Below are 21,147 nucleotides of genomic sequence, written 5' to 3' on the forward strand. Positions count from 1 at the left end.
GTGGCTGAATGTACCGGCCTCTTCGTGAGCAAGCTCACTCCCACAGGTCCGGTGAACCACCCGAAATATCGAGTCAGCCCACTATCCCGTGGGAGCGAGCTTGCTCGCGAAGACCTACTTTCAGTCCCCAGAGAAAGTGGCTGAATGTACCGGCCTCTTCGTGAGCAAGCTCACTCCCACAGGTCCGGTGAACCACCCGAAATATCGAGTCAGCCCACTATCCCGTGGGAGCGAGCTTGCTCGCGAATGCTTACTTTCAGTCTTCAGAGAAAGTGGCTGAATGTACCGGCCTCTTCGTGAGCAAGCTCACTCCCACAAGTTTTGCGTTGGCCAGGCGAGCGCGGGGTGTCAGGGCAAGACCGCTCCCACTGGTTCTGCATCAAGAATCAGCCACAGATGAGAATGTATGCCGTTTGTGCGCATAATGCGCGCCGTAGCGGGTGAGTGAGGGGTCGAGGGTGTTGAAGAAAGTCCTGTTTCAAGTGCACTGGTTCTTCGGGATCACGGCCGGTCTTGTGCTTGCCCTGATGGGGATCACGGGCGCGCTGTACTCCTTCGAGGACGAAATCGTCGACGCGCTCAACCCTGACGTGTTGTTCGTGCAGCCCCAGGGTCGCCAACTGTCACTGGCGGAAATGGTCAGCAAGGTTGAAGCCCAGGGCAAAGACAAGGTAGCGATGTTCCGCATCGATGTCGGCGGCGACAGGATCGCCCAGGTCTGGTTCACACCGCCGCCCGGCCAGCGCCGCGGCGAGATGCACAACTTCAACCCCTACACCGGCGCGTTCACCGAGGATGCCGTCGGTCAGGACTTCTTCGGGTTCATCCTCAACCTGCACCGATTCCTGGCTGCAGGGGAATACGGCAAGCAAGTCACCGCAGCCTGCACGTTGATCCTCATTTTCTTCTGCCTCTCCGGGCTCTATCTACGCTGGCCGCGCAAGCCGCTGAACTGGCGCGTCTGGCTGACCATGGACTGGGCGAAGAAGGGACGCAGTTTCAATTGGGACCTGCATTCGGTGTTCGGCACCTGGTGCCTGATCATCTATCTGCTGCTGGCGATCACCGGTCTGATGTGGTCCTACGACTGGTTCAGCAACGGCATGACCAAGCTGATTGGCGATCCTCCCGTGGCGGGCGAGCAGCGCCGTGGCGCAGGGCCGCGTCCAGTCCCTGCTGCGAAAGAGGCGCCCAAGGAAATCGCGGCCTCGGCGCCGGACTATGACGCCATCTGGCAGACCATCCAGAGCGCTGCCGGCCCGGATCTCAAGGCCTACAACCTGCGCATGCCCCAGGCACCGGGCCAGATGGCCACGGTGTTTTACCTCCTTAAAACCGCGCCGCATGCCCGTGCCTTGAACCAGATCAGCCTCGATCCGGCCGATGGCACGCTTAAGGCGGTGTCGCGCTATTCCGAGAAAGGCCTCGGTTCTCAGTTGTTGATCAGCAACTATGCGCTGCACACCGGCAGCTACTTCGGCCTGATCGGGCGCATCGTCGTCACCGTTGCCGCGCTATTGATGCCGCTGTTCTTCGTCACCGGCTGGTTGCTCTACCTGGACCGCCGACGCAAGAAGCGCGACATTCGCAACGCCCGCGGTGAAGTGTCGACGACGACGGGCGAGCAGGGCGCGGCCTGGTTGATCGGCTTTGCCAGCCAGAGCGGGTTCGCCGAGCAACTCGCCTGGCAGACGGCCGGCCAGCTGCAAACCGCAGGTGTGCCGGTCAAGGTGCAGCGTCTGGGCGACATCACCGAGCAGGACCTGCATCAGAGCCGCAACGCGCTGTTCGTCGTGAGCACCTTCGGCGACGGCGAGGCGCCCGACAGCGCCCGCGGATTTGAGCGCAAGGTGCTGGGCCGGCCGCTGGCGCTGGACAATCTCAACTACGCGGTGCTTGGGCTGGGCGATCGTCAGTATCAGCAGTTCTGCGGGTTCGCTCAGCGGCTGCATGGCTGGCTGGCGGAGCGCGGCGGACGCACGCTGTTCGCACCGGTGGAAGTGGACAGCGGCGACGGTGCGGCGCTGCAACACTGGCAACAGCAACTGGGCCAGTTGACCGGCTCGACGCCGACGACCGTCTGGCAAGCGCCGGAGTATCACAACTGGACGCTGGTGGCCCGGGAATGGCTGAACCCCGGAAGCGTGGGTTCGAAAGTGTTCTTGCTCGGCCTGACAGCCGATTCGACAACCCTCTGGGAGGCCGGCGATCTGGTGGAGGTGTTGCCACGCAACCCGGCCTCTGCGGTCGAGCAGTCCCTGTCCGGGTTGGGCATCGCTGCTGAAACGCAGGTCACTGTCGATGGCTTGAGCGAGACCCTCGGCCAAGCCCTATGCTCGCGGCAATTACCGGTGAATCGCAGCCATCTGGTGGGCTTGCACGCGCAGGCGTTGATCGACGCGCTGGTGCCGCTGGCGATGCGCGAGTATTCGATCGCCTCGATTCCCGAGGACGGTGTGTTGCAGCTGATCGTGCGTCAGGAACTGCACCCCGATGGCCGCCTCGGGCTGTGTTCGGGCTGGCTGACCGAGCATGCTGCGGTGGGCGGCGCGATCAGTCTGCGGGTGCGCCGCAACAGTGGTTTCCACCTGCCGGCCGAATCGGCACCCATGATCTTGATCGGTAACGGCACCGGACTGGCGGGCCTGCGCAGCTTGCTCAAGGCGCGCGTCGCGTCGGGTGAGCAGCGCAACTGGCTGCTGTTTGGCGAGCGCCACGCTGCCCACGATTTCCACTGCGCGGAGGAACTCAACGGCTGGCTGGCGAGTGGGGAAATGGCGCGTCTGGACCTGGCGTTTTCCCGGGATCAGGCTGAGAAGATCTACGTGCAGGATCGATTGCGGGAGGCCGCTGATGAGCTGCGTCGCTGGCTGGCCGAGGGCGCTGTGATCTACATCTGTGGCAGCCTCGAAGGTATGGCGGCGGGTGTCGATGCGGCGTTGAACGCGCTGCTGGGGGAAGACGCCGTTCGGGATTTGATCGAGCAGGGTCGGTATCGGCGTGATGTGTATTGATAGCGTTCTGGTTGCCAAAGACTGTCGAGTCATTCCCGGCTAAAGCCAGTCCTACGCCAGCCACAAAAAAAGGCCGTTGCGCTCACACGCAACGGCCTTTTTCTTACTCAACCATCACGCCACAAACTGTTCCGCGTAATGGCAGGCAACCTGACGGTTGTCGACCCAGCGCAGCTCCGGCACTTCGGCGGCGCAGCGCTCTGTCGCGTACGGGCAGCGCTTGTGAAACGCGCAGCCGGACGGCGGGTTCAGCGGGTTAGGCAATTCGCCGACGATTTTGATCTTCGGCTTCGACGGGTCCGGGTGGATCGTCGGGGTCGCCGACAGCAGCGCCTGGGTGTACGGGTGCAGAGGGCGGTTGTAGATCTCATCCTTGGGACCCATCTCGGCCGGGCGACCGAGGTACATCACCAGCACGGTGTCGGCGACGTGACGCACCACCGCCAGGTTGTGGGAGATGAACACGTAGCCGGTGTTGAACTCTTGTTGCAGGTCCATGAACAGGTTCAGCACCTGAGCCTGAATCGACACGTCGAGCGCGGAAGTCGGTTCGTCCGCCACCAGCACTTTAGGCTGCAGCATCATCGCCCGCGCCAGTGCGATACGTTGACGCTGACCGCCGGAGAACATGTGCGGGTAGCGCTGATAGTGCTCGGGACGCAGACCGACCTGAGCCATCATCGCCTGCACTTTCTCGCGACGTTCGGCGGCGGAAAGGCGGGTGTTGATCAGCAGGGGCTCGCCCAGTTGATCGCCGACCTTCTGCCGCGGATTGAGCGACGCATACGGGCTCTGAAACACCATCTGTACGTCTTTGCGCAGCTGTTTGCGTTGTGCCTTGGTCGCGCCGGTGACTTCCTGACCGGCGATTTTCAGCGATCCCGAAGAAGGCTCTTCGATCAGCGTCAGCGCGCGGGCCAGCGTCGACTTGCCGCAGCCGGACTCACCGACCACCGCCAGGGTCTTGCCAGCTTCGAGTTCGAACGACACGCCATTGAGCGCGCGCACGGTTGCATGGGGCTTGAACAGCCCACGGGACACATCGTAGTGACGAGTAAGGTCACGAGCGGTCAGTACGATTTCGCTCATCACGCCACCTCCTGATTCAGCGGAAAGAAGCAACGCGCCAGGCTATGGGCTTTCGGGTCGAGGCCCGGGCGTTGCTGGCGGCATTTGTCCTGGACGTAAGGGCAGCGCGGCGACAGCAGGCAACCACTTGGGCGGTCGTAGCGACCCGGAACGATGCCCGGCAGCGTCGACAGGCGCGCGGCGCCCATGCTGTGCTCGGGAATCGCCGCCAGCAGTGCTTCGCTGTACGGGTGCGCCGGGACGTCAAACAGCCCCGGCACCTGACCCACTTCCACGGCTTGGCCGGCATACATCACGCAGACCCGCTGAGCGGTTTCAGCCACCACGGCAAGGTCGTGGGTGATGAGCACCAGCGCCATGTCCTGCTCTTTTTGCAGGGCCAGCAGCAGGTCCATGATCTGCGCCTGGATGGTCACGTCCAATGCGGTGGTCGGCTCGTCGGCGATCAGCAGCTTCGGCTCGCCGGCGATGGCCATGGCGATCGCAACACGCTGGCTCATGCCGCCCGAGAGTTGATGCGGGTAGGCGTCCAGACGCTGTGCGGCGCCCGGAATCTCTACTTTCTGCAACAGCTCAAGCGCGCGCTGGTGGGCCGCGCGTCCGGACAGACCCAAGTGCTGCTTGAGCACTTCCTTGATCTGGAAGCCCACGGTGTAGCTCGGGTTCAGCGCGGTCATCGGGTCCTGAAAGACCATCGACATGTCTTTGCCGACGATCTTGCGACGCTGGCGCGCATTGAGCGTGAGCATGTCCTTGCCGTCGAAGACCAGGGCGTCGGCGGTGACGATGCCGGGGTGCTCGATCAGGCCCATGAGCGCCATCATGGTCACGGATTTACCCGAACCCGATTCGCCCACGATCGCCAGCACTTCGCCCTTGTCGACGGCCAGATCCAGGCCGTCGACGACCGGGGTGGCCGTGGCGTCGCCGAAGCGCACGTTGAGGTTCTTGATGTTTAAAAGAGACATTCGGACGTCCTCAGGCGGCGTTCTTGAGTTTCGGGTCCAGCGCATCGCGCAGACCGTCGCCCATCAGGTTGATTGCCAGCACGCTGAGCAAAATGGTCAGACCCGGGAGGCTCACCACCCACCAGGCGCGTTCGATGTAGTCGCGGGCCGAAGCGAGCATGGTGCCCCACTCAGGCGTCGGCGGTTGTACACCCAGACCCAGGAAGCCCAGCGCCGCAGCGTCGAGGATCGCCGAGGAGAAACTCAAGGTGGCCTGAACGATCAGCGGCGCCATGCAGTTGGGCAGCACGGTGATGAACATCAGGCGCGGCAGCGTTGCGCCGGCCAGACGCGCGGCGGTCACGTAGTCACGGTTCAGTTCGCCCATAACGGCTGCACGGGTCAGACGCACGTAGGACGGCAGGGAAACGATGGCGATGGCGATGACGGTGTTGATCAGGCCAGGGCCGAGGATCGCGACGATGGCCACCGCCAGCAGCAGCGACGGCAGCGCCAGCATGATATCCATCAGACGCATGATGGTCGGGCCGAGGATTTTCGGGAAGAAACCGGCCAGCAGGCCCATGAGGATGCCCGGAATCAGCGACATCACCACCGACGACAAACCGATCAGCAGCGACAGGCGCGAACCCTGAATCAGACGCGACAGCAGGTCGCGGCCCAGTTCATCGGTGCCCAGCAGAAACTGCCATTGGCCGCCTTCAAGCCAGACCGGCGGGGTCAGCAGGAAATCGCGGTATTGCTCGCTCGGGTCATGGGGGGCAACCCACGGCGCGAACAGGGCGCAGAACACGATCACCAGCATGAACGCCAGGCCCGCGACGGCGCCTTTGTTCTTGGAGAAGTGCTGCCAGAACTCTTTGTAGACGGACGGGTAGAGCAGGCTTTGATCGACTGCTGCTACGGGAGTAGGTGTGCTCATAAAAAGGGATCTCAGCGCTGATGACGAATGCGTGGGTTGGCAAAGCCGTAGAGGATGTCCACCACGAAGTTGACCAGAATCACCAGGCAGGCGATTAGCAGGATGCCGTTTTGCACGACAGGGTAGTCACGGGCGCCGATGGCTTCGATCAGCCACTTGCCGATACCCGGCCAGGAGAAGATCGTTTCGGTCAGAACCGCACCGGCCAGCAGCGTGCCCACCTGCAGACCAAACACCGTCAGCACCGGGATCAGCGCGTTGCGCAGGCCGTGAACGAACACCACGCGAGCCGGCGACAGGCCCTTGGCGCGGGCGGTGCGCACGTAGTCTTCACGCAGGACTTCGAGCATCGAGGAGCGCGTCATCCGGGCGATGACCGCCAACGGGATGGTACCCAGCACGATGGCCGGCAGAATCAGGTGACGCAGGGCGTCCATGAACGAACCTTCTTCATCGCTGAGCAGAGTGTCGATCAGCATGAAGCCGGTTTTGGGGGGAATGTCGTACAGCAGGTCGATACGTCCCGATACCGGGGTCCAGCCCAGGGATACCGAGAAGAACATGATCAGGATCAGGCCCCACCAGAAGATCGGCATCGAGTACCCCGCCAGGGAGATGCCCATGACCCCATGGTCGAACAGGGACCCTCGCTTCAATGCCGCAATCACACCGGCCAGCAGCCCGAGAATGCCTGCGAAGATCAGCGCCGCAATCGACAGTTCCAGGGTTGCCGGGAACAGCGAAGTGAATTCGGACCACACGCTTGTGCGCGTACGCAGCGATTCGCCCAGGTCGCCATGGGCGAGCTTGCCGACGTAATCGATGTATTGCGCATAAAGGGGTTTGTTCAGGCCAAGACGTTCCATGGCTTGGGCGTGCATTTCCGGATCGACCCGGCGTTCACCCATCATGACTTCGACAGGGTCGCCCGGAATCAGGCGAATCAGGGCGAAGGTCAGCAAGGTGATGCCGAAGAAGGTGGGTATGAGCAACCCCACTCGGCGAGCGATAAAACTAAACATCTTCTCGTGTACCTCATCAGGTACCGGCAGGTCTCTGGGTAGCAGAGCCCGCCGGATTCTTCTTCTACTTCACTTGGGTGGTAGCGAAGTTATTAGTGGTGAGAGGGCTGATGTGGTAACCCTCCACGTTGTTGCGCATTGCAGTGAACACCTTGGTGTGGGCCATGCTGATCCACGGCAGGTCCTGATTGAAGATCACTTGAGCCTGCTCGTAGAGCGAAGCGCGTTCGGCCGGGTCGGTCTTTTCCCGAGCCTGATCGATCAACGTCTGGAACTTCTGATTACACCAGCGCGCGTAGTTTTCGCCGTTTTTGGCGGCCTCGCAACTGAGCAGTGGGGTCAGGAAGTTATCAGGGTCGCCATTGTCACCTGACCAGCCGGCCGACACCATGTCGTGTTCGCCGTTTTTGGCACGTTTGAGCATTTCGCCCCATTCCATGACGCGTATATCTAACTTAATGCCGACTTTGGCCAGGTCGGACTGCATCATTTGTGCGCCCATGGCCGGATTAGGGTTGGTCGGACCGCCGCCGTTACGGGTGAACAGGGTCAGCACGGTGCCTTCCGGAACGCCGGCTTCCTTGAGCAGGGCGCGCGCCTTGTCCAGATCGTGGGCAGGGTTTTTCAGGTCTTTGTTGTAACCCAGCAGCGTGTCCGGATACGGGTTCACGGCGACGGTGGCATTGTCCTTGCCGAACAGCGCTTTGACGTAGGCTTCCTTATCAAACGCAATCTCGATTGCTTTACGCACGCGCACATCGCTCATGTATTTGTGCGTGGTGTTCATGGCGATGTACGCGGTGGTCATCGAGTTCAGCTCATCGACCTTGAGGTTCGGGTCTTTCTTGATGTTCGGAATGTCGTCCGGCTTCGGGTACAACGCAACCTGACACTCGTTGGCCCTGAGCTTCTGCAGGCGCACGTTGTTGTCGGTAGCGATGGCGAAGATCAGGGTGTCAGCCGGCGGCTTGCCACGGAAATATTCCGGGTTGGCCTTGAAGCGGACCTGAGCGTCCTTGGCATAGCGCTGGAAAATAAACGGACCGGTGCCGATGGGCTGGCTGTTGAGGTTGCCGGTCTTGTTCGCTTTGAGCAGTTGATCGGCGTATTCCGCCGAGTACACCGAGGCAAAGGCCATGGCGACGTCAGCCAGGAACGGCGCTTCGCGGCGTGTCAGGGTGAACTTGACGGTGCTGTCGTCCACTTTCTCGACGCTCTTCAGCAGCTCTTTGAAACCCATGCTCTCGAAGTACGGGTAACCGACCTCCGACTGTTTGTGCCAAGGGTGGTTGGGGTCCAGTTGACGCTGGAAGCTCCAGACCACGTCATCGGCGTTCATGTCGCGGGTCGGTTTGAAGTATTCGGTGGTGTGAAACTTGACGCCTTTGCGCAGATGGAACGTGTAGGTCAGGCCGTCATCGCTGATCTCCCACGTTTCCGCCAGTGCGGGAACGATCTCTGTGGTGCCCGGCTTGAAATCCACCAGACGGTTGTAAATGGTTTCCGCCGACGCATCGGCGGTCACGGCGGTGGTGTAGAGCGCCGTGTCGAAACCTTCCGGGCTGGCTTCGGTGCAGACCACCAGAGGCTTGGCCGATACGCCGACCGCGACGCTGAATACCGCCAGTGCGATCGCGCTGCGCAATGTTGCGAGTTTGAATGTCGATTTCAAGTAACGCACTCCGCAAGTGATGAAGCCATAAGTGAGTCGGTATCGGGCCACGAAGTTCGGTAAACCGCACCTTGAGGCCCGATCGATCGTGCTGATTACATAATGTTGAATGGAATGGTGGTCACCAGACGGAACTCGTTGATGTTGCCGTCGGCCTGGTTGGCGCTCGCGCGGTGCGTGGTGTAGGTCGCACGCATCGTGGAGGCCTTCAGCGGGCCGGACTGCAGGGTGTACGACGAGCCGACACCGTATTCGTAGTGATTTTCGCCGTCCATGCCGCGGACATCGTAAGCGGTGCCTTTGTAATGGGTGCCGTCGATGTCGAAACCGCGCGCTTGATAGATGTTGAATTTCAGACCCGGCACGCCGTAGTCAGCCATGTTCAGCAGGTAGCTCAGCTGCACCGACTTCTCGTTCGGGCCGTTGAAGTCCGACAGCAGGGAGTTGGCCAGGAAGATGGCGTTGGTGTCGTGGACGTAGTCGAAGTAGGTGTCGCCTTCGACTTCCTGGTACGCGACGCTGAAACTGTGCGCCTTGTGAGTGGCGGTCAACGACAGGCTGTACGTGTCGTTGTCGATCTCGCCCATCTTCTTCTGACCGGAATCCTTGGTCTTGTAGTAGTTCAGGTTGGTGCTCAGGCCCAGTACATCGGGGTCACCCAGTTCGTGGGTGAAAGCGAAGTAGTACTGATGCCAGAAGTCTTCGACGTTGGACGCGTAGAAGCTGGTGGTCAGGCTTTTGAAGGGTTTGTAATCAACGCCCGCCATGTCAACTCGATCGGCGGTGGCGGTGTTGTTGGTGTACTCGGAACGGAACTTGGTCAGGCTCTGTTCGGTACGTGGCGATACGCGGTCGAAGCTGCCGGCCTGGATCGAGATGTTGTTGAACTCTTCACTCAGCACGCTCACCCCTTCGAAGCTCGAAGGCAGCGCACGGTTGCCGATGTAAGCCAGCACCGGGGTGTTCATCGACTGACGGCCGGCGGTCAGGGTCGTGTTGGAGACGCGCGCCTTGATGTTGCCCAGGCCCAACTTGCTCCACTGTCCAACAGGGTCACCATTGTTTTCGGTCAGCGTACGGTTGGCGCCGCCCATCAGGTCGTCTTTGTCACGGTCCAGCGCGACGGCGTTGTAGACCGCCATTTGCGTGGCGAAGCCGACAGTGCCCTGGGTGAAGCCCGAGCTGTAATCAACGATGGTGCCCTGAACCCAGTTGATCCGGCGCGGGTCACTGTCGACCACAACGCCGTTCTCGCTGCGGCGGAACTCGCCGCCACGGCGCAGCAGTTCGTTGGCGTACCAGTTCTTGGTCGAACCGGTCAGTTTCGAGTCTTCCAGAAAGCCCTTTGCTTCGCCCTGGAGGTTGGTGGTGGCCAGTGTGGTCGGAACGAATTCCTGACTGGTCGGCTCTGCCTGGGCCGCGACGCTGATGGCGAGGACGGATAAGGCGAATACAGCGGTGCTGGCTTTTTTCACGTTCTGAAGCTCCCGATTGCTGCTTTTTTAGAGGCGGGCTTTTTATGGTGTAGCCCGCTCGGTGGTGCGGCCCCATGGGCCATTTTCTTGCCTATCCGGCGAAACGCGGATAAAGCAATGCCAAAGGGCGTGGTTGCGCCCCCAGGCATGTTTTTGAATCAGTCGGCGATGCTGACGCCCGAGAAGTTGTTGCGGTTGAACGGGCTCACCAGGAAACCTTGCACTTCCTTGCGCATCGGCTGAATCACCGTCGAGTGGGCAATCGGCGTAATGGGCACCTGTTCTTTCAGGTAATGCTGAGCTTGTTTGTACAGCGCGATCCGCTGGTCTTTGTTGGTGTTCGAGACGGCCGCCTTGACCAGGGCGTCGTATTTCTCGTCGCACCACATCGAGTAATTATTGCCGCCGATGGACGCGCAGCTGTACAGCGTGCCCATCCAGTTGTCCGGATCGCCGTTGTCGCCGGTCCAGCCGATCAGCGAAATGTCATGCTCGCCGTTCTTGCTGCGCTTGAGGTATTCGCCCCATTCGTAACTGACGATGGTCGCCTTGATGCCCACCTTGGCCCAGTCGGCCTGGAGCATCTGTGCCATCAGCTTGGCGTTGGGGTTGTAAGGGCGCTGGACCGGCATCGCCCAGAGGGTCAGTTCGGTGCCTTCCTTGACGCCGGCGGCGCGCAGCAACTCGCGGGCTTTTTCCGGGTTGTAGGGCGCGTCCTTGACCGTGTCGTCGTAGGACCACTGCGTCGGTGGCATGGCGTTCTGGGCCAGTTGCCCGGCGCCCTGGTAAACCGCCTCGATGATCGCCTTCTTATCCACCGCCATGTCCAGCGCCTGGCGAACCTGCAAGTTGTCCAGCGGGGCGTGGCGGACGTTGTAGGTAATGTATCCGAGGTTGAACCCAGGCTTTTCGATGACCCTCAGGTTCTTGTCCTCTTTGATCGATTCAACGTCCGCCGGGCGTGGATTCAAAGTGACCTGACACTCGTTCTTTTTGAGTTTTTGAACCCGCACCGACGCATCTGTATTGATCGCAAAGATCAACTGATCAATCTTGACCCGACTCGGGTCCCAGAACTGTTTGTTTTTCACGTAGCGAATTTGCGAATCTTTTTGATAGCGCTGAAACACAAACGGGCCGGTGCCAATGGGCGCCTGGTTAATGTCGCGTACATCACCCGAGGCCATCAGTTTGTCAGCGTATTCAGCAGACAGAATGGACGCAAAGTTCATCGAAACATTCTGGATAAATGCCGCATCAACGTTGTTGAGCGTGAACACCACGGTCATCGGGTCGGTCTTTTCCACTGACTTGATGTTTTTGTCCAGGCCCATGCTGGTGAAGAACGGGAACTCCGTCGGATACGCCACGCGGAATGGATGGTCCTTGTGCAGCATGCGATTGAAGGTGAACAGCACGTCGTCGGCATTGAAATCGCGCGTGGGCGTGAAGAGCTTGTTGCTGTGGAACTTGACCCCTTCGCGCAGATGGAACGTGTAGGTCAGGTTGTCAGGGGAGATGTCCCAGCTCGTTGCGAGAGCAGGCACGACGCTGGTCTCGCCGCGTGCGAACTCGGCGAGACGGTTGTAGATCGGTTCGGCGGCATCGTTGTCAGTACCGGAGGTGTACTGGCCAATATCAAACCCGGCCGGGCTGCCTTCCGAACAGAAGACCAGGCTTTTGCTGGCGGCCTGAACAACGGGCGTCATAGCCAGGAGGCCAGCGGCAATAAGTGACGGCATAACGATAGTTGGACGCATGATATTCCTTATCGTGAGAGGCGCATTAAAGGGCAATGCCTGCGCAATCCATGGCAATCGTTTGCGCAAATGGAGAGTCAACACCTGATACATCTCACTGTTCAAGATAGACAACGGACTGTATTTGCGGCTTGTCAGAAGGTATGTCTCTGGCGCCCCACAGTCCATAGTTACGCGTGCTTCAAAGTTTGTAGGAAAAGTGCTTATCGTAAGTAGGCAGGGGCTGTCGGACAGGCGCTAACCGCCAATCGCTACGCATCTAACGATAGTCAATTTCATTTAACGATCGAGCACATAACAACGCGATCGCGTCGCCCTGGGGCAACGCGACCGAGTGGTCATCTGGACGTATTACTTGCCGCTGACGCTGACGCCGTAGAACGAGTTCAGACCGAACGGGCTGATCTTGAAGTCCTGAACTTCCTTGCGCATTGGCTGATAAACAGTCGAGTGAGCAATGGGGGTCATAGGCACGGCATCTTTGAGCAGATGTTGAGCCTGCTTGTAAAGCTCGGTGCGTTTGGCCTGATCGGTGGTTTCCTTGGCCTGATGGATCAAGGTATCGAACGGCTTGTCACACCATTTGGCGAAGTTGTTGCCGTTGAGGGCGTCACAGCCAAACAGAGTACCCAGCCAGTTGTCCGGGTCACCGTTGTCGCCGCTCCAGCCAATCAGCATGGCGCCGTTTTCGCCCGCCTTGGCGCGCTTGATGTACTCGCCCCACTCGTAGGACACGATCTTGGCGTTGATGCCGATCTTCTTCCAGTCGTTCTGGAGCATCTCGGCCATCAGCTTGGCGTTCGGGTTGTAAGGACGCTGAACCGGCATCGCCCACAGGGTGATTTCGGTACCTTCTTTCACGCCCGCCTGCTTGAGCAGGTCCTTGGCTTTGGCGACATCAAACGGTGCATCTTTGATCGTGGTGTCGTAGGACCATTGGGTCGGCGGCATGGCGTTGGTGGCCAGTTGGCCTGCGCCCTGATACACCGCGTCAATGATCGCTTTCTTGTCGACGGCCATGTCCAGCGCCTGACGTACTTTCAGGTCAGCCAGCGGGTTCGGCTTGTCTTCGCCCTTGATCTTCGGCATCACGTTGTAGGCGATGTAGCCCAGGTTGAAGCCGGCCTGATCAGGCATCTTCAGCGCGGGGTCAGCCTTCAGCGGAGCGAGGTCAGCCGGACGTGGGTAGGCGGTGATCTGGCATTCGCCTTTCTTCAACTTCTGCGCACGAACCGAGGCGTCAGTGGTGATGGCGAAAATCAGGTTGTCGACTTTGACGTCTTCAGGCTTCCAGTAGTCCTTGTTCCCGGTGAAGCGGATGTTGGAGTCTTTCTGGTAGCTCTTGAACACGAACGGGCCAGTGCCGATCGGCTTTTGGTTGATGTCTTCCGGTTTGCCTTGTTTGAGCAACTGCGCTGCGTATTCAGCGGACTGAATGGAGGCGAAGCTCATCGCCAGGTTCTGGATGAACGCAGCATCGACGGTGCCGAGGGTCATTTTGACGGTGTGATCGTCGACCTTCTCGATCTTGGTGATGTTGGTGTCCATCGCCATGTCGGTGAAGTACGGGAATTCGGTGGGGTACGCCTTACGGAACGGGTCGTCCTTGTTGATCATGCGGTTGAACGTGAACAGCACGTCATCGGCATTGAAGGTACGCGTCGGTTTGAAGTAGGGCGTGGTGTGGAATTTCACACCTTCACGCAGGTGGAAGGTGTAGGTCAGGCCATCCGGGGCAACGTCCCAGCTGGTGGCGAGGCCTGGAATGACAGCGGTGCCGCCACGTTCGAACTGGCTCAAACGGTTGAAAACGGTCTCGGCCGAAGCATCGAAGTCGGTACCGGTGGTGTATTGACCTGGATCGAAACCAGCAGGGCTGCCTTCGGAGCAGAACACCAGACTCGATGCTGCATGGGCGAAGGGAGCGCTGGCGATCAAACCTGCGCCGAGAAGAAACGGAATGACCGCTTTTTTGAGCATGGTGGCCTCAGTTGTTGTCATTTTTTGATTGAGGGTACGGCCTTTTGAGCCTGTCCCACGGATACTTATGCAGGCGCCATACCCAAAGCAAGATGTTGGCGCCAGCGAGGTGACAAACAGTGGCACGAACGTACACGAATGTCGCATAAGTGTAATTTCTGACGCTGTTGAACGTTTGCGTGTCGCATATCGATATCTTTGCAGCACCAAAAGGGTGCATCGCAACGTGGCGATTGCACCCGCTTCGGTCATCAAGTGTTACTTCGCTGTTGGTTTGTCCTGATTATTTGGTCAGGCTGACGCCGTAGAAGGGGGTCAGGCCAAACGGGCTGAGTTTGAAATCCTGAACCTCTTTGCGCATCGGCTGAAACACTTTGGAATTGGCGATCGGGGTGATCGGCACGTCCTTTTTCAGGATGTTCTGCGCCTGTTGGTACAGCTTGATGCGCTCATCACGGTTGCTGGTCAGCTTGGCCTGGGTCACCAGTTTGTCGTAGCTGGGGTTGCACCATTTGGCGTAGTTGCTGCCCTTGACCGCGCCACAGCTGTACAGCACGCCGAGCCAGTTATCGGGATCGCCATTGTCACCGGTCCAGCCGTAGATCATCACGTCATGCTCGCCCGCCTTGGCGCGCTTGATGTACTCGCCCCATTCGTAGCTGACGATGTTGGCTTTGATGCCGATCTTCGCCCAGTCCGACTGAATCATCTGCGCCGACATGCGTGCGTTCGGGTTGGACGCGCGCTGCACGGTCATCGCCCACAGGTTGATCTGCGTGCCCGGTGCAACGCCCGCCTCCTTGAGCAGTTGCTTCGCTTTTGCCGGATCGTGGGGCGCGTCCTTGATGTTCGGATCAAAGCTCCACTGCGCCGGTGGCAGAGCGTTCTGTGCCAACTGCCCGGCACCCTGGTACACCGCCTTGATGATGGCCGGCTTGTCGATGGCCATGTCCAGCGCCTGACGCACCTTCAGTTGATCGAGCGGGGGATGAGTCACGTTGTACGCCAGAAAGCCCAGGTTGAAACCGGCCTGGCTCAGCACCTTGAGGTTCGGGTCCTTCTGCGCTTCTTCGATGTCCTGCGGGCGCGGATACCCGCTGATCTGGCATTCGCCGGTCTTGAGTTTCTGCAGGCGGGTGGCGGCGTCGGTATTGATCGAGAAGATCAGGTTGTCGAGCTTCACGTCCTCCGGCTTCCAGTATTCCGTGTTGCCGACGTAACGGATCTGCGCGTCTTTCTGATAGCGCTTGAACACGAACGGCCCTGTACCGATCGGCTTCAGGTTGATGTCGCCAGCCTTGCCCTGCTTGATCAGTTGCGCCGCGTATTCAGCCGATTGAATCGAGGCGAAGCTCATTGCCAGATTCTGGATGAACGCGGCATCGATGTTGTTCAGCTTGAAGCGGACGGTCTGATCGTCGACCTTTTCGACCTGCTTGATGGTGGTGTTCATGCCCATGTCAGTGAAGTACGGCGACTCGGACGGGTACGCCTTGCGGAACGGGTCATCCGGGTTCAGCAGGCGGTTGAAGGTGAACAGCACGTCATCGGCGTTGAAGTCGCGGGTCGGTTTGAAATAGTCCGTGGTGTGGAATTTCACGCCAGGCCGCAAGTGAAAGGTGTAGGTCAAGCCGTCGTCGGACACGTCCCATTGGGTTGCCAGGCCAGGTTCGACGTCAGTGCCGCCGCGCTTGAACTGGGTCAGGCGATTGAAAACGGTTTCTGCTGACGCATCGAACTCGGTGCCGCTGGTGTACTGGCTGGGATCGAAACCGGCAGGGCTGGCTTCCGAGCAATACACGAGGGTGCTGGCCGCCTGGACCGAAGGAACGCAAAGTGCCATAGCCGCTGCCAAGAGCAGGGGTTTGAAGGATGTGTCCATGTGAACCTCATTAAGTGCGGCACTCATGCCTGAATTCATCGACAGGATGATAGACAGCCAAGAATGCCGCACGGCTCACTCGGGCAACAAGCCTCGGAAATTCATAAGCTTATTACTTGATGATTTGCTGCAGGTCTTTCCACCACGTGGTTTCGGACGCCAGCTTCATGAACCCTTCCTCCAGATACCGCTGAAGGCGTGACGGCGCTGGCAGCTTGGTGTTTAGCACCTCATTCAGGTAGTTCTGACTGTCCTTGATGAGCGTGTTCTGAATGGCGCGGAGCTCGTCGATCGCCAACTGCTGGGTTCTGTCCAGCTCACTCTTTGATTCACTGCGCGCCACTTCCGCCGGATTGCTGGCGGCCCATGCGTTGACGATCGGGTATTGCCACTCGCTGTCGGCCGGGTGGCAAAAGAAGGCCGATGCCACAGCGACCGGGTCTGCGCCAGGTTTGCCCTCCCAGTAATCGACCATTGACCGGGCGACCCTGCGCACGGCTTCGGTGGCAAGCAGCGCCGCCAGATCGTGAAGCGGGTGTTCAGCGTGATCCTTGGAGAGTTGTGAGTGGGTGGGCTCGATGTCTGGATCTTCGTTTGGATCGCTGCCCAGCAGCGTTTGTGCATCGTCGACGCTGTTGCCGATCCAGGTCAGAACGCCTTGCGCCGCGCTGTTGTAAGCATTGATCAAAATGGCTGCCGGGGTGTTGAGCAGCCAGCGGTAGAGCCTGAGCGTATCCACACCGACCGCCTGAGCGAGCGTCACCATGCCGTCCCTGGCCGTGAGCAGCGCGTTGAATGCAGTTAAGTAAGCCTGTTCGGGATGCTCGCTCAGCAGTATCAGCATCACTTTGTCCCGGTCCGAGCGATAACCCGGCTGGGAGATTTCAAACTGCAGCTCTTCGGTGGAGAAGAGGATTTTGCCCAGGGGGCCTGCCAGACTGGCGACCACGTCGGTGGCCCCGAACGTGCCTGTGACCAGGGGCAGATTCCATTTGACGTGAACAGGCGTTGTCCACGGCAGAACCCTGACATGCCCGGCCTTGATCAGGCTCAGCTCCACGAAGTTCGAATGAGCGAACAAGTCTTCGACCACATGCAGTGCGGCGCCGAAGCTGCGCAGGCCGTCGAGGGAACGGCCGTGTTTCATGGCCAGCCGCAGCTCCTGTTCCATGTAGCCGACCGCATTACCGATGTAGCGCTTCATCGACGTGGCGAGCTCCGCACCCAGGGATGGGTCGCCGGGCAGCACCCAGGCTTCAAAGTCCGGATCACGCACTTTCGGGTCCGGGAACGGCGGATCGATGACCAACGGATTGTCGATGTGCTCCGTCGGCCTATAGACACCCAGCTTCTCCGGCGTGACCTTCATTTCGTTCGGGTAGCGCATCCGCAGGTCGATGAATTTTTTCGCCGCCAGCACGTCGACCAGACGGGTCCAGGCGTCGCGCGACAGCGTCGCCGGGAATTCGCCCGGCATGTCCGCCGCGCGGGTGATCTTGGGATCAACGACCTGAGAGTAATCCCGTAACCAGTTGCCGAAGTAAACGGCGTCGATTTCCATTCGGCTGAGCTTGAAGTCCTGCAGCACCCATTCGATCGTCTGGTGAGTGCTGCCTTTGGTGTCAGTGCCCGCTTCGAACGCCTCACGATCAGAATGGGCGTGCGATGGCTCGAAGCGCAGATCGGTCGAGGCCAGATAGTCGCGAATGGCTTCGCAGGCTTGCTTCCAGGAAATCGCGTATTGACGCTCGGTGGAGGCCTCTTCGGCATACGTGGCGAAGGTCATGTCGTCTCGCGACGGGGAGGCTGTTTCGGTCAACCACAAGGTAAACAGATGGCCCTCTTCGAACGGCGCATCGGTTGCCACTGGCGCGTGCTCATCGGTCAGTTCCCGGCGCAGGACGTTGTCGATGTGGTGACCGAATTCGTGGAGCAGTGCCGTCAACAACCACCAGTAGTGCTGCGGGTTGGCGGTCGTGCGAGCGAAGAAAGCCCAATCGACGCGGATGACCCGCTCGCGGTTGTCGTAGTCCGCTTCGAAGCCCAGATCCCGGGAGAGGAGGACCTCAGGGTGGTGTATTTCACCCGCCAGCAGCTTGTCCTGCAGATTCGTGTAGCGGTGAGGCGGGATGTCGTTGCCGAACACGTTGCTCATCTCCAGGGCGAAAGAATCTGGCGCGAGTTTTTCGGCCACTTGGGTCAGCAGGTCCAGCGCGAACGTGCTGCGTAACGTGCAGGTGGTCATGTCGACCGGAATGACGGGTTGAGCTTGAAAAGGCATGATCGGATTCTTCCTTGAATCATTAGCTGTGCACGGCCGTGCCCTGTGGATCAGGCGGCCTTAGGTGCGTGTTGAGGGTGAGTGTTGCCGGGGACAATTCTATGTATTCCGGCCAGCGTGGAAATCGGTCGAATCGCCCTGAGGCGTAGGAGACAGGGGGCGCGCTGATGGGGAAGGGGCCACGGGATGGCCGGAAAAAGTGGGAGCGTGCGAGGGAAAGAGCGGCAGCCACCGGCTGCCGCCGCGTGCATCAAGGGATAGCGACTTCGATGACACCGTCTGCTGCGACGCTGACCTGGCTGGTGCCGGCTTCGACATCCGGCGTTGGCGCGGCGTCGGCACGCGCGGCCTTCATCATCATGACCGGCGCGCGCAGGTACGGCTGCGGGAAACCGGAGGTGTTGAGGTTCAGGTTGACCAGCTTGTAGCCGGTGCCGCCCAGTGCGTCGGTCACCAGTTTTGCGCGGGCGCGGAAGGCGGTGACGGCGTCCTTGAGCAGCGCGTCCTCGCTGGTCTTGCGCGCGGGATTGGAGATCGAGAAGTCCATGCCGCCCATCTTCATGTCGCCGCCCAGCAAGTCGCCGGTCAACTTCGACAGGGCGGCAAAGTCGGCGCTTTCCAGGCGAATTTCCGCATGCTCACGCCAGCCGGTGATCTTCTGGCCTTTGTCGTCGTAGACCGGGTAGCTGTTGCGGCTGCCCTGACGAATGTTGATGTCCTTGACCTGACGCGCTTCGCCCAGGGCCTTGTTCAGGGTTTCAGTAACGCCGGCCGCCAGTTTGGCGGGATCGGTGTTCTGCGCTTCGGTGTACAGCGTGACGGTCATCAGGTCGCGCTGCACTTCCTGGCTGACCTCGGCACGGACCGAAACCTGGTTGTAGTGAACGTCGTCGGCGAGGGCAGGGGTGCTGGCCAGCGCGAGTGCGCCGAGGGTGAACAATGTGGCAGTGGGGCGAAGGCTGAACATAAAAACTCCTTGTTTGGCGAACCGTCCCGAGGCGTGTGGCAAGCCATTGGCGGACGGATGCCCATGAGACTGTGAACCCGTAGGCTTGTTCCTGCGCCGTCTGATAGGCGTCAAATGAATGTGGCGCTTTGACGCACTTTGACGGCAACTGTTGTCGCATTGGTTATACTCGCTCCGATTCGCCTGGAGCGCTCATCAGGAGAGCTCATGCTCGCCCCCTTGCAACTGCTTTCCGCTACCCGTCAGAACCTCTGGCGCCTGACCTTCATCCGTATTCTGGTGCTGGGTGCGCAGGCCGGCTCGGTGGGGTTCGCCTACCTGTTCGATCTGCTGCCGCTGCCCTGGCTGCAGCTGGACATCACCTTGGGTTTTTCGGCGATCGTCTGCCTGCTGACGGCCATCCGCCTGCGCACCTCGTGGCCGGTGACCGAGCTCGAATACGCCGTGCAACTGGCATTCGACCTGTTTATCCACAGCGCGCTGCTGTACTTCTCCGGCGGCTCGACCAACCCCTTCGTTTCTTACTATCTGGTGCCGCTGACCATCGCCGCGGTGACGTTGCCGTGGCGTTACTCGCTGATCCTGTCGGGTATCGCACTCGCGCTGTACACCCTGATGCTGGCCAAGTTTTTCCCGCTGGATGCCTTCGTGGCCCGCGAGAACATGCAGATCTACGGCATGTGGCTGAGCTTTGCGCTGGCGGCCGGGGTGATCACCTTCTTCGCCGCGCGCATGGCCGAAGAGCTGCGCCGTCAGGAACACATGCGTGCCTTGCGCCGGGAAGAAGGCGCGCGCGACCAGCAATTGCTGGCGGTGGCGACCGAAGCTGCCGGGGCTGCCCATGAACTCGGCACGCCGCTGGCGACCATGAGCGTGCTGCTCAAGGAAATGCAGCATCACCACAAGGACCCTGCGTTGCAGGAAGATCTTTCGGTGCTGCAGGACCAGGTCAAGCTGTGCAAAGAGACGCTGCAGCAGCTGGTGCGCGCTGCTGAGGCGAATCGCCGGCTGTCGGTTCAGGAGCAGACCGTCACGCACTGGCTCGATCAGGCGCTCAACCGCTGGCACCTGATGCGCCCGGAAGCCACCTACCGCTTCCAGCGCCTGGGGCAGGGCGATGTGCCGATGCTGGCGCCGCCGCCCGATCTGACCCAGGCGCTGCTGAACCTGCTTAACAATGCCGCCGATGCCTGCGCCGAAGGGCTCGAGGTGAATCTGGACTGGACCGCCACCGAGATTCGCATCAGCATCCGCGATCATGGCGCCGGCGTTCCTTTGGCCATCGCCGAGCAGATCGGCAAACCCTTTTTTACCACCAAGGGCAAAGGCTTCGGCCTTGGCCTGTTCTTGAGTAAGGCCAGCGTGACCCGCGCGGGCGGCTCGGTGAAACTCTATCCTCACGAGGAAGGCGGCACGCTGACCGAGCTGCGCCTGCCCCGTGACGCACGAGGAGATGAAGCATGACTGACGAAATCCAGGTTGAAGGCGAAGAACTGCCGCACCTGCTGCTGGTGGACGACGATGCCACCTTCACCCGCGTGATGGCGCGGGCCATGGCGCGCCGTGGCTTTCGCGTGAGCACCGCCGGTTCCGCCGACGAGGGCCTGGCCCTCGCGCAGCAGGACATTCCGGACTACGCCGCTGTCGATCTGAAAATGGAAGGTGACTCGGGACTGGTGCTGTTGCCCAAGCTGCTGGAACTGGACCCGGAAATGCGCGTGCTGATCCTGACCGGTTATTCGAGCATCGCCACGGCCGTTGAAGCGATCAAGCGCGGGGCCTGCAACTACCTGTGCAAACCCGCCGATGCCGATGACGTGCTGGCAGCGCTGCTCTCCGAACACGCCGATCTGGACACCCTGGTGCCGGAAAATCCGATGTCGGTGGACCGCTTGCAGTGGGAGCACATTCAGCGCGTGTTGACCGAGCACGAAGGCAATATCTCCGCCACCGCCCGTGCGCTGGGCATGCACCGACGCACCTTGCAGCGCAAGTTGCAGAAGCGCCCGGTCCGTCGTTAAGCACGGACAGCTTCTTAAACATTTATTCATGGAAGATCGTCTGTGGCGTCTGGCACATTGGCGCCAACGCCTATAACTGAACGCTGCCGAGCTT

The 21,147-nt window shown here is 60.2% G+C and carries 14 protein-coding genes; 3 read left to right on the forward strand and 11 right to left on the reverse strand.

What is annotated here, in order from left to right; translation table 11 throughout:
* Window positions 1-461: 461 nt before the first annotated feature.
* On the forward strand, window positions 462-3,014 hold the full coding sequence (locus SLW75_RS09955; protein WP_410934678.1) for a PepSY domain-containing protein: 2,553 nt from the start codon (window positions 462-464) through the stop codon (window positions 3,012-3,014).
* A 114-nt stretch (window positions 3,015-3,128) separates the two neighbouring features.
* On the opposite strand, the gene SLW75_RS09960 is transcribed toward SLW75_RS09955, so the two are convergent.
* From SLW75_RS09960 to SLW75_RS10010, 11 genes are all read right to left on the reverse strand, one after another.
* Window positions 3,129-4,103 (reverse strand): peptide ABC transporter ATP-binding protein, encoded by a 975-nt coding sequence (locus tag SLW75_RS09960; RefSeq protein ID WP_296314329.1) that lies wholly within the window; start codon window positions 4,101-4,103, stop codon window positions 3,129-3,131.
* Window positions 4,103-5,071 carry an ABC transporter ATP-binding protein gene (locus tag SLW75_RS09965; protein WP_065990186.1) on the reverse strand — a complete coding sequence of 323 codons (969 nt, stop codon included), beginning with the start codon at window positions 5,069-5,071 and terminating at the stop codon, window positions 4,103-4,105. Before SLW75_RS09965 ends, SLW75_RS09960 begins: the two co-directional genes overlap by 1 nt.
* Before the next feature lie 10 nt (window positions 5,072-5,081).
* Window positions 5,082-5,993 (reverse strand): ABC transporter permease subunit, encoded by a 912-nt coding sequence (locus SLW75_RS09970; protein ID WP_065990185.1) that lies wholly within the window; start codon window positions 5,991-5,993, stop codon window positions 5,082-5,084.
* A gap of 11 nt (window positions 5,994-6,004) precedes the next feature.
* A complete protein-coding gene (locus tag SLW75_RS09975; protein ID WP_065990182.1) occupies window positions 6,005-7,015 on the reverse strand; it encodes an ABC transporter permease subunit in 1,011 nt (336 codons plus the stop codon).
* A 64-nt stretch (window positions 7,016-7,079) separates the two neighbouring features.
* Complete coding sequence (locus SLW75_RS09980) at window positions 7,080-8,687, reverse strand: ABC transporter substrate-binding protein (RefSeq protein ID WP_065990181.1); 1,608 nt, start codon at window positions 8,685-8,687, stop codon at window positions 7,080-7,082.
* A 95-nt stretch (window positions 8,688-8,782) separates the two neighbouring features.
* A complete protein-coding gene (locus SLW75_RS09985; RefSeq protein WP_065990179.1) occupies window positions 8,783-10,162 on the reverse strand; it encodes an OprD family porin in 1,380 nt (459 codons plus the stop codon).
* A gap of 158 nt (window positions 10,163-10,320) precedes the next feature.
* On the reverse strand, window positions 10,321-11,922 hold the full coding sequence (locus tag SLW75_RS09990; RefSeq protein ID WP_192132418.1) for an ABC transporter substrate-binding protein: 1,602 nt from the start codon (window positions 11,920-11,922) through the stop codon (window positions 10,321-10,323).
* A 351-nt stretch (window positions 11,923-12,273) separates the two neighbouring features.
* Complete coding sequence (locus SLW75_RS09995) at window positions 12,274-13,902, reverse strand: ABC transporter substrate-binding protein (protein ID WP_065990175.1); 1,629 nt, start codon at window positions 13,900-13,902, stop codon at window positions 12,274-12,276.
* A 283-nt stretch (window positions 13,903-14,185) separates the two neighbouring features.
* Window positions 14,186-15,784: an ABC transporter substrate-binding protein gene (locus SLW75_RS10000; RefSeq protein WP_192132416.1), complete on the reverse strand. Its 1,599-nt coding sequence runs from the start codon at window positions 15,782-15,784 to the stop codon at window positions 14,186-14,188.
* A 112-nt stretch (window positions 15,785-15,896) separates the two neighbouring features.
* Entirely contained in the window at window positions 15,897-18,065 is a 2,169-nt protein-coding gene (locus SLW75_RS10005) for an HET-C-related protein (RefSeq protein ID WP_410934391.1), read from the reverse strand.
* 250 nt (window positions 18,066-18,315) lie between these two features.
* Window positions 18,316-19,032 (reverse strand): SIMPL domain-containing protein, encoded by a 717-nt coding sequence (locus SLW75_RS10010; RefSeq protein ID WP_192132412.1) that lies wholly within the window; start codon window positions 19,030-19,032, stop codon window positions 18,316-18,318.
* 207 nt (window positions 19,033-19,239) lie between these two features.
* Between SLW75_RS10010 and SLW75_RS10015 the strand changes: the two genes are divergently transcribed.
* Window positions 19,240-20,496: an ATP-binding protein gene (locus tag SLW75_RS10015; RefSeq protein ID WP_065990166.1), complete on the forward strand. Its 1,257-nt coding sequence runs from the start codon at window positions 19,240-19,242 to the stop codon at window positions 20,494-20,496.
* Window positions 20,493-21,053, forward strand: a complete 561-nt coding sequence (locus tag SLW75_RS10020; RefSeq protein ID WP_065990162.1) for a response regulator transcription factor — start codon at window positions 20,493-20,495, stop codon at window positions 21,051-21,053. The genes SLW75_RS10015 and SLW75_RS10020 overlap by 4 nt, the downstream gene beginning before the upstream one ends.
* The last annotated feature ends 94 nt before the right edge of the window (window positions 21,054-21,147 follow it).

Source organism: Pseudomonas sp. W5-01 (assembly GCF_046540435.1).
Lineage (GTDB): Bacteria > Pseudomonadota > Gammaproteobacteria > Pseudomonadales > Pseudomonadaceae > Aquipseudomonas > Aquipseudomonas graminis_B.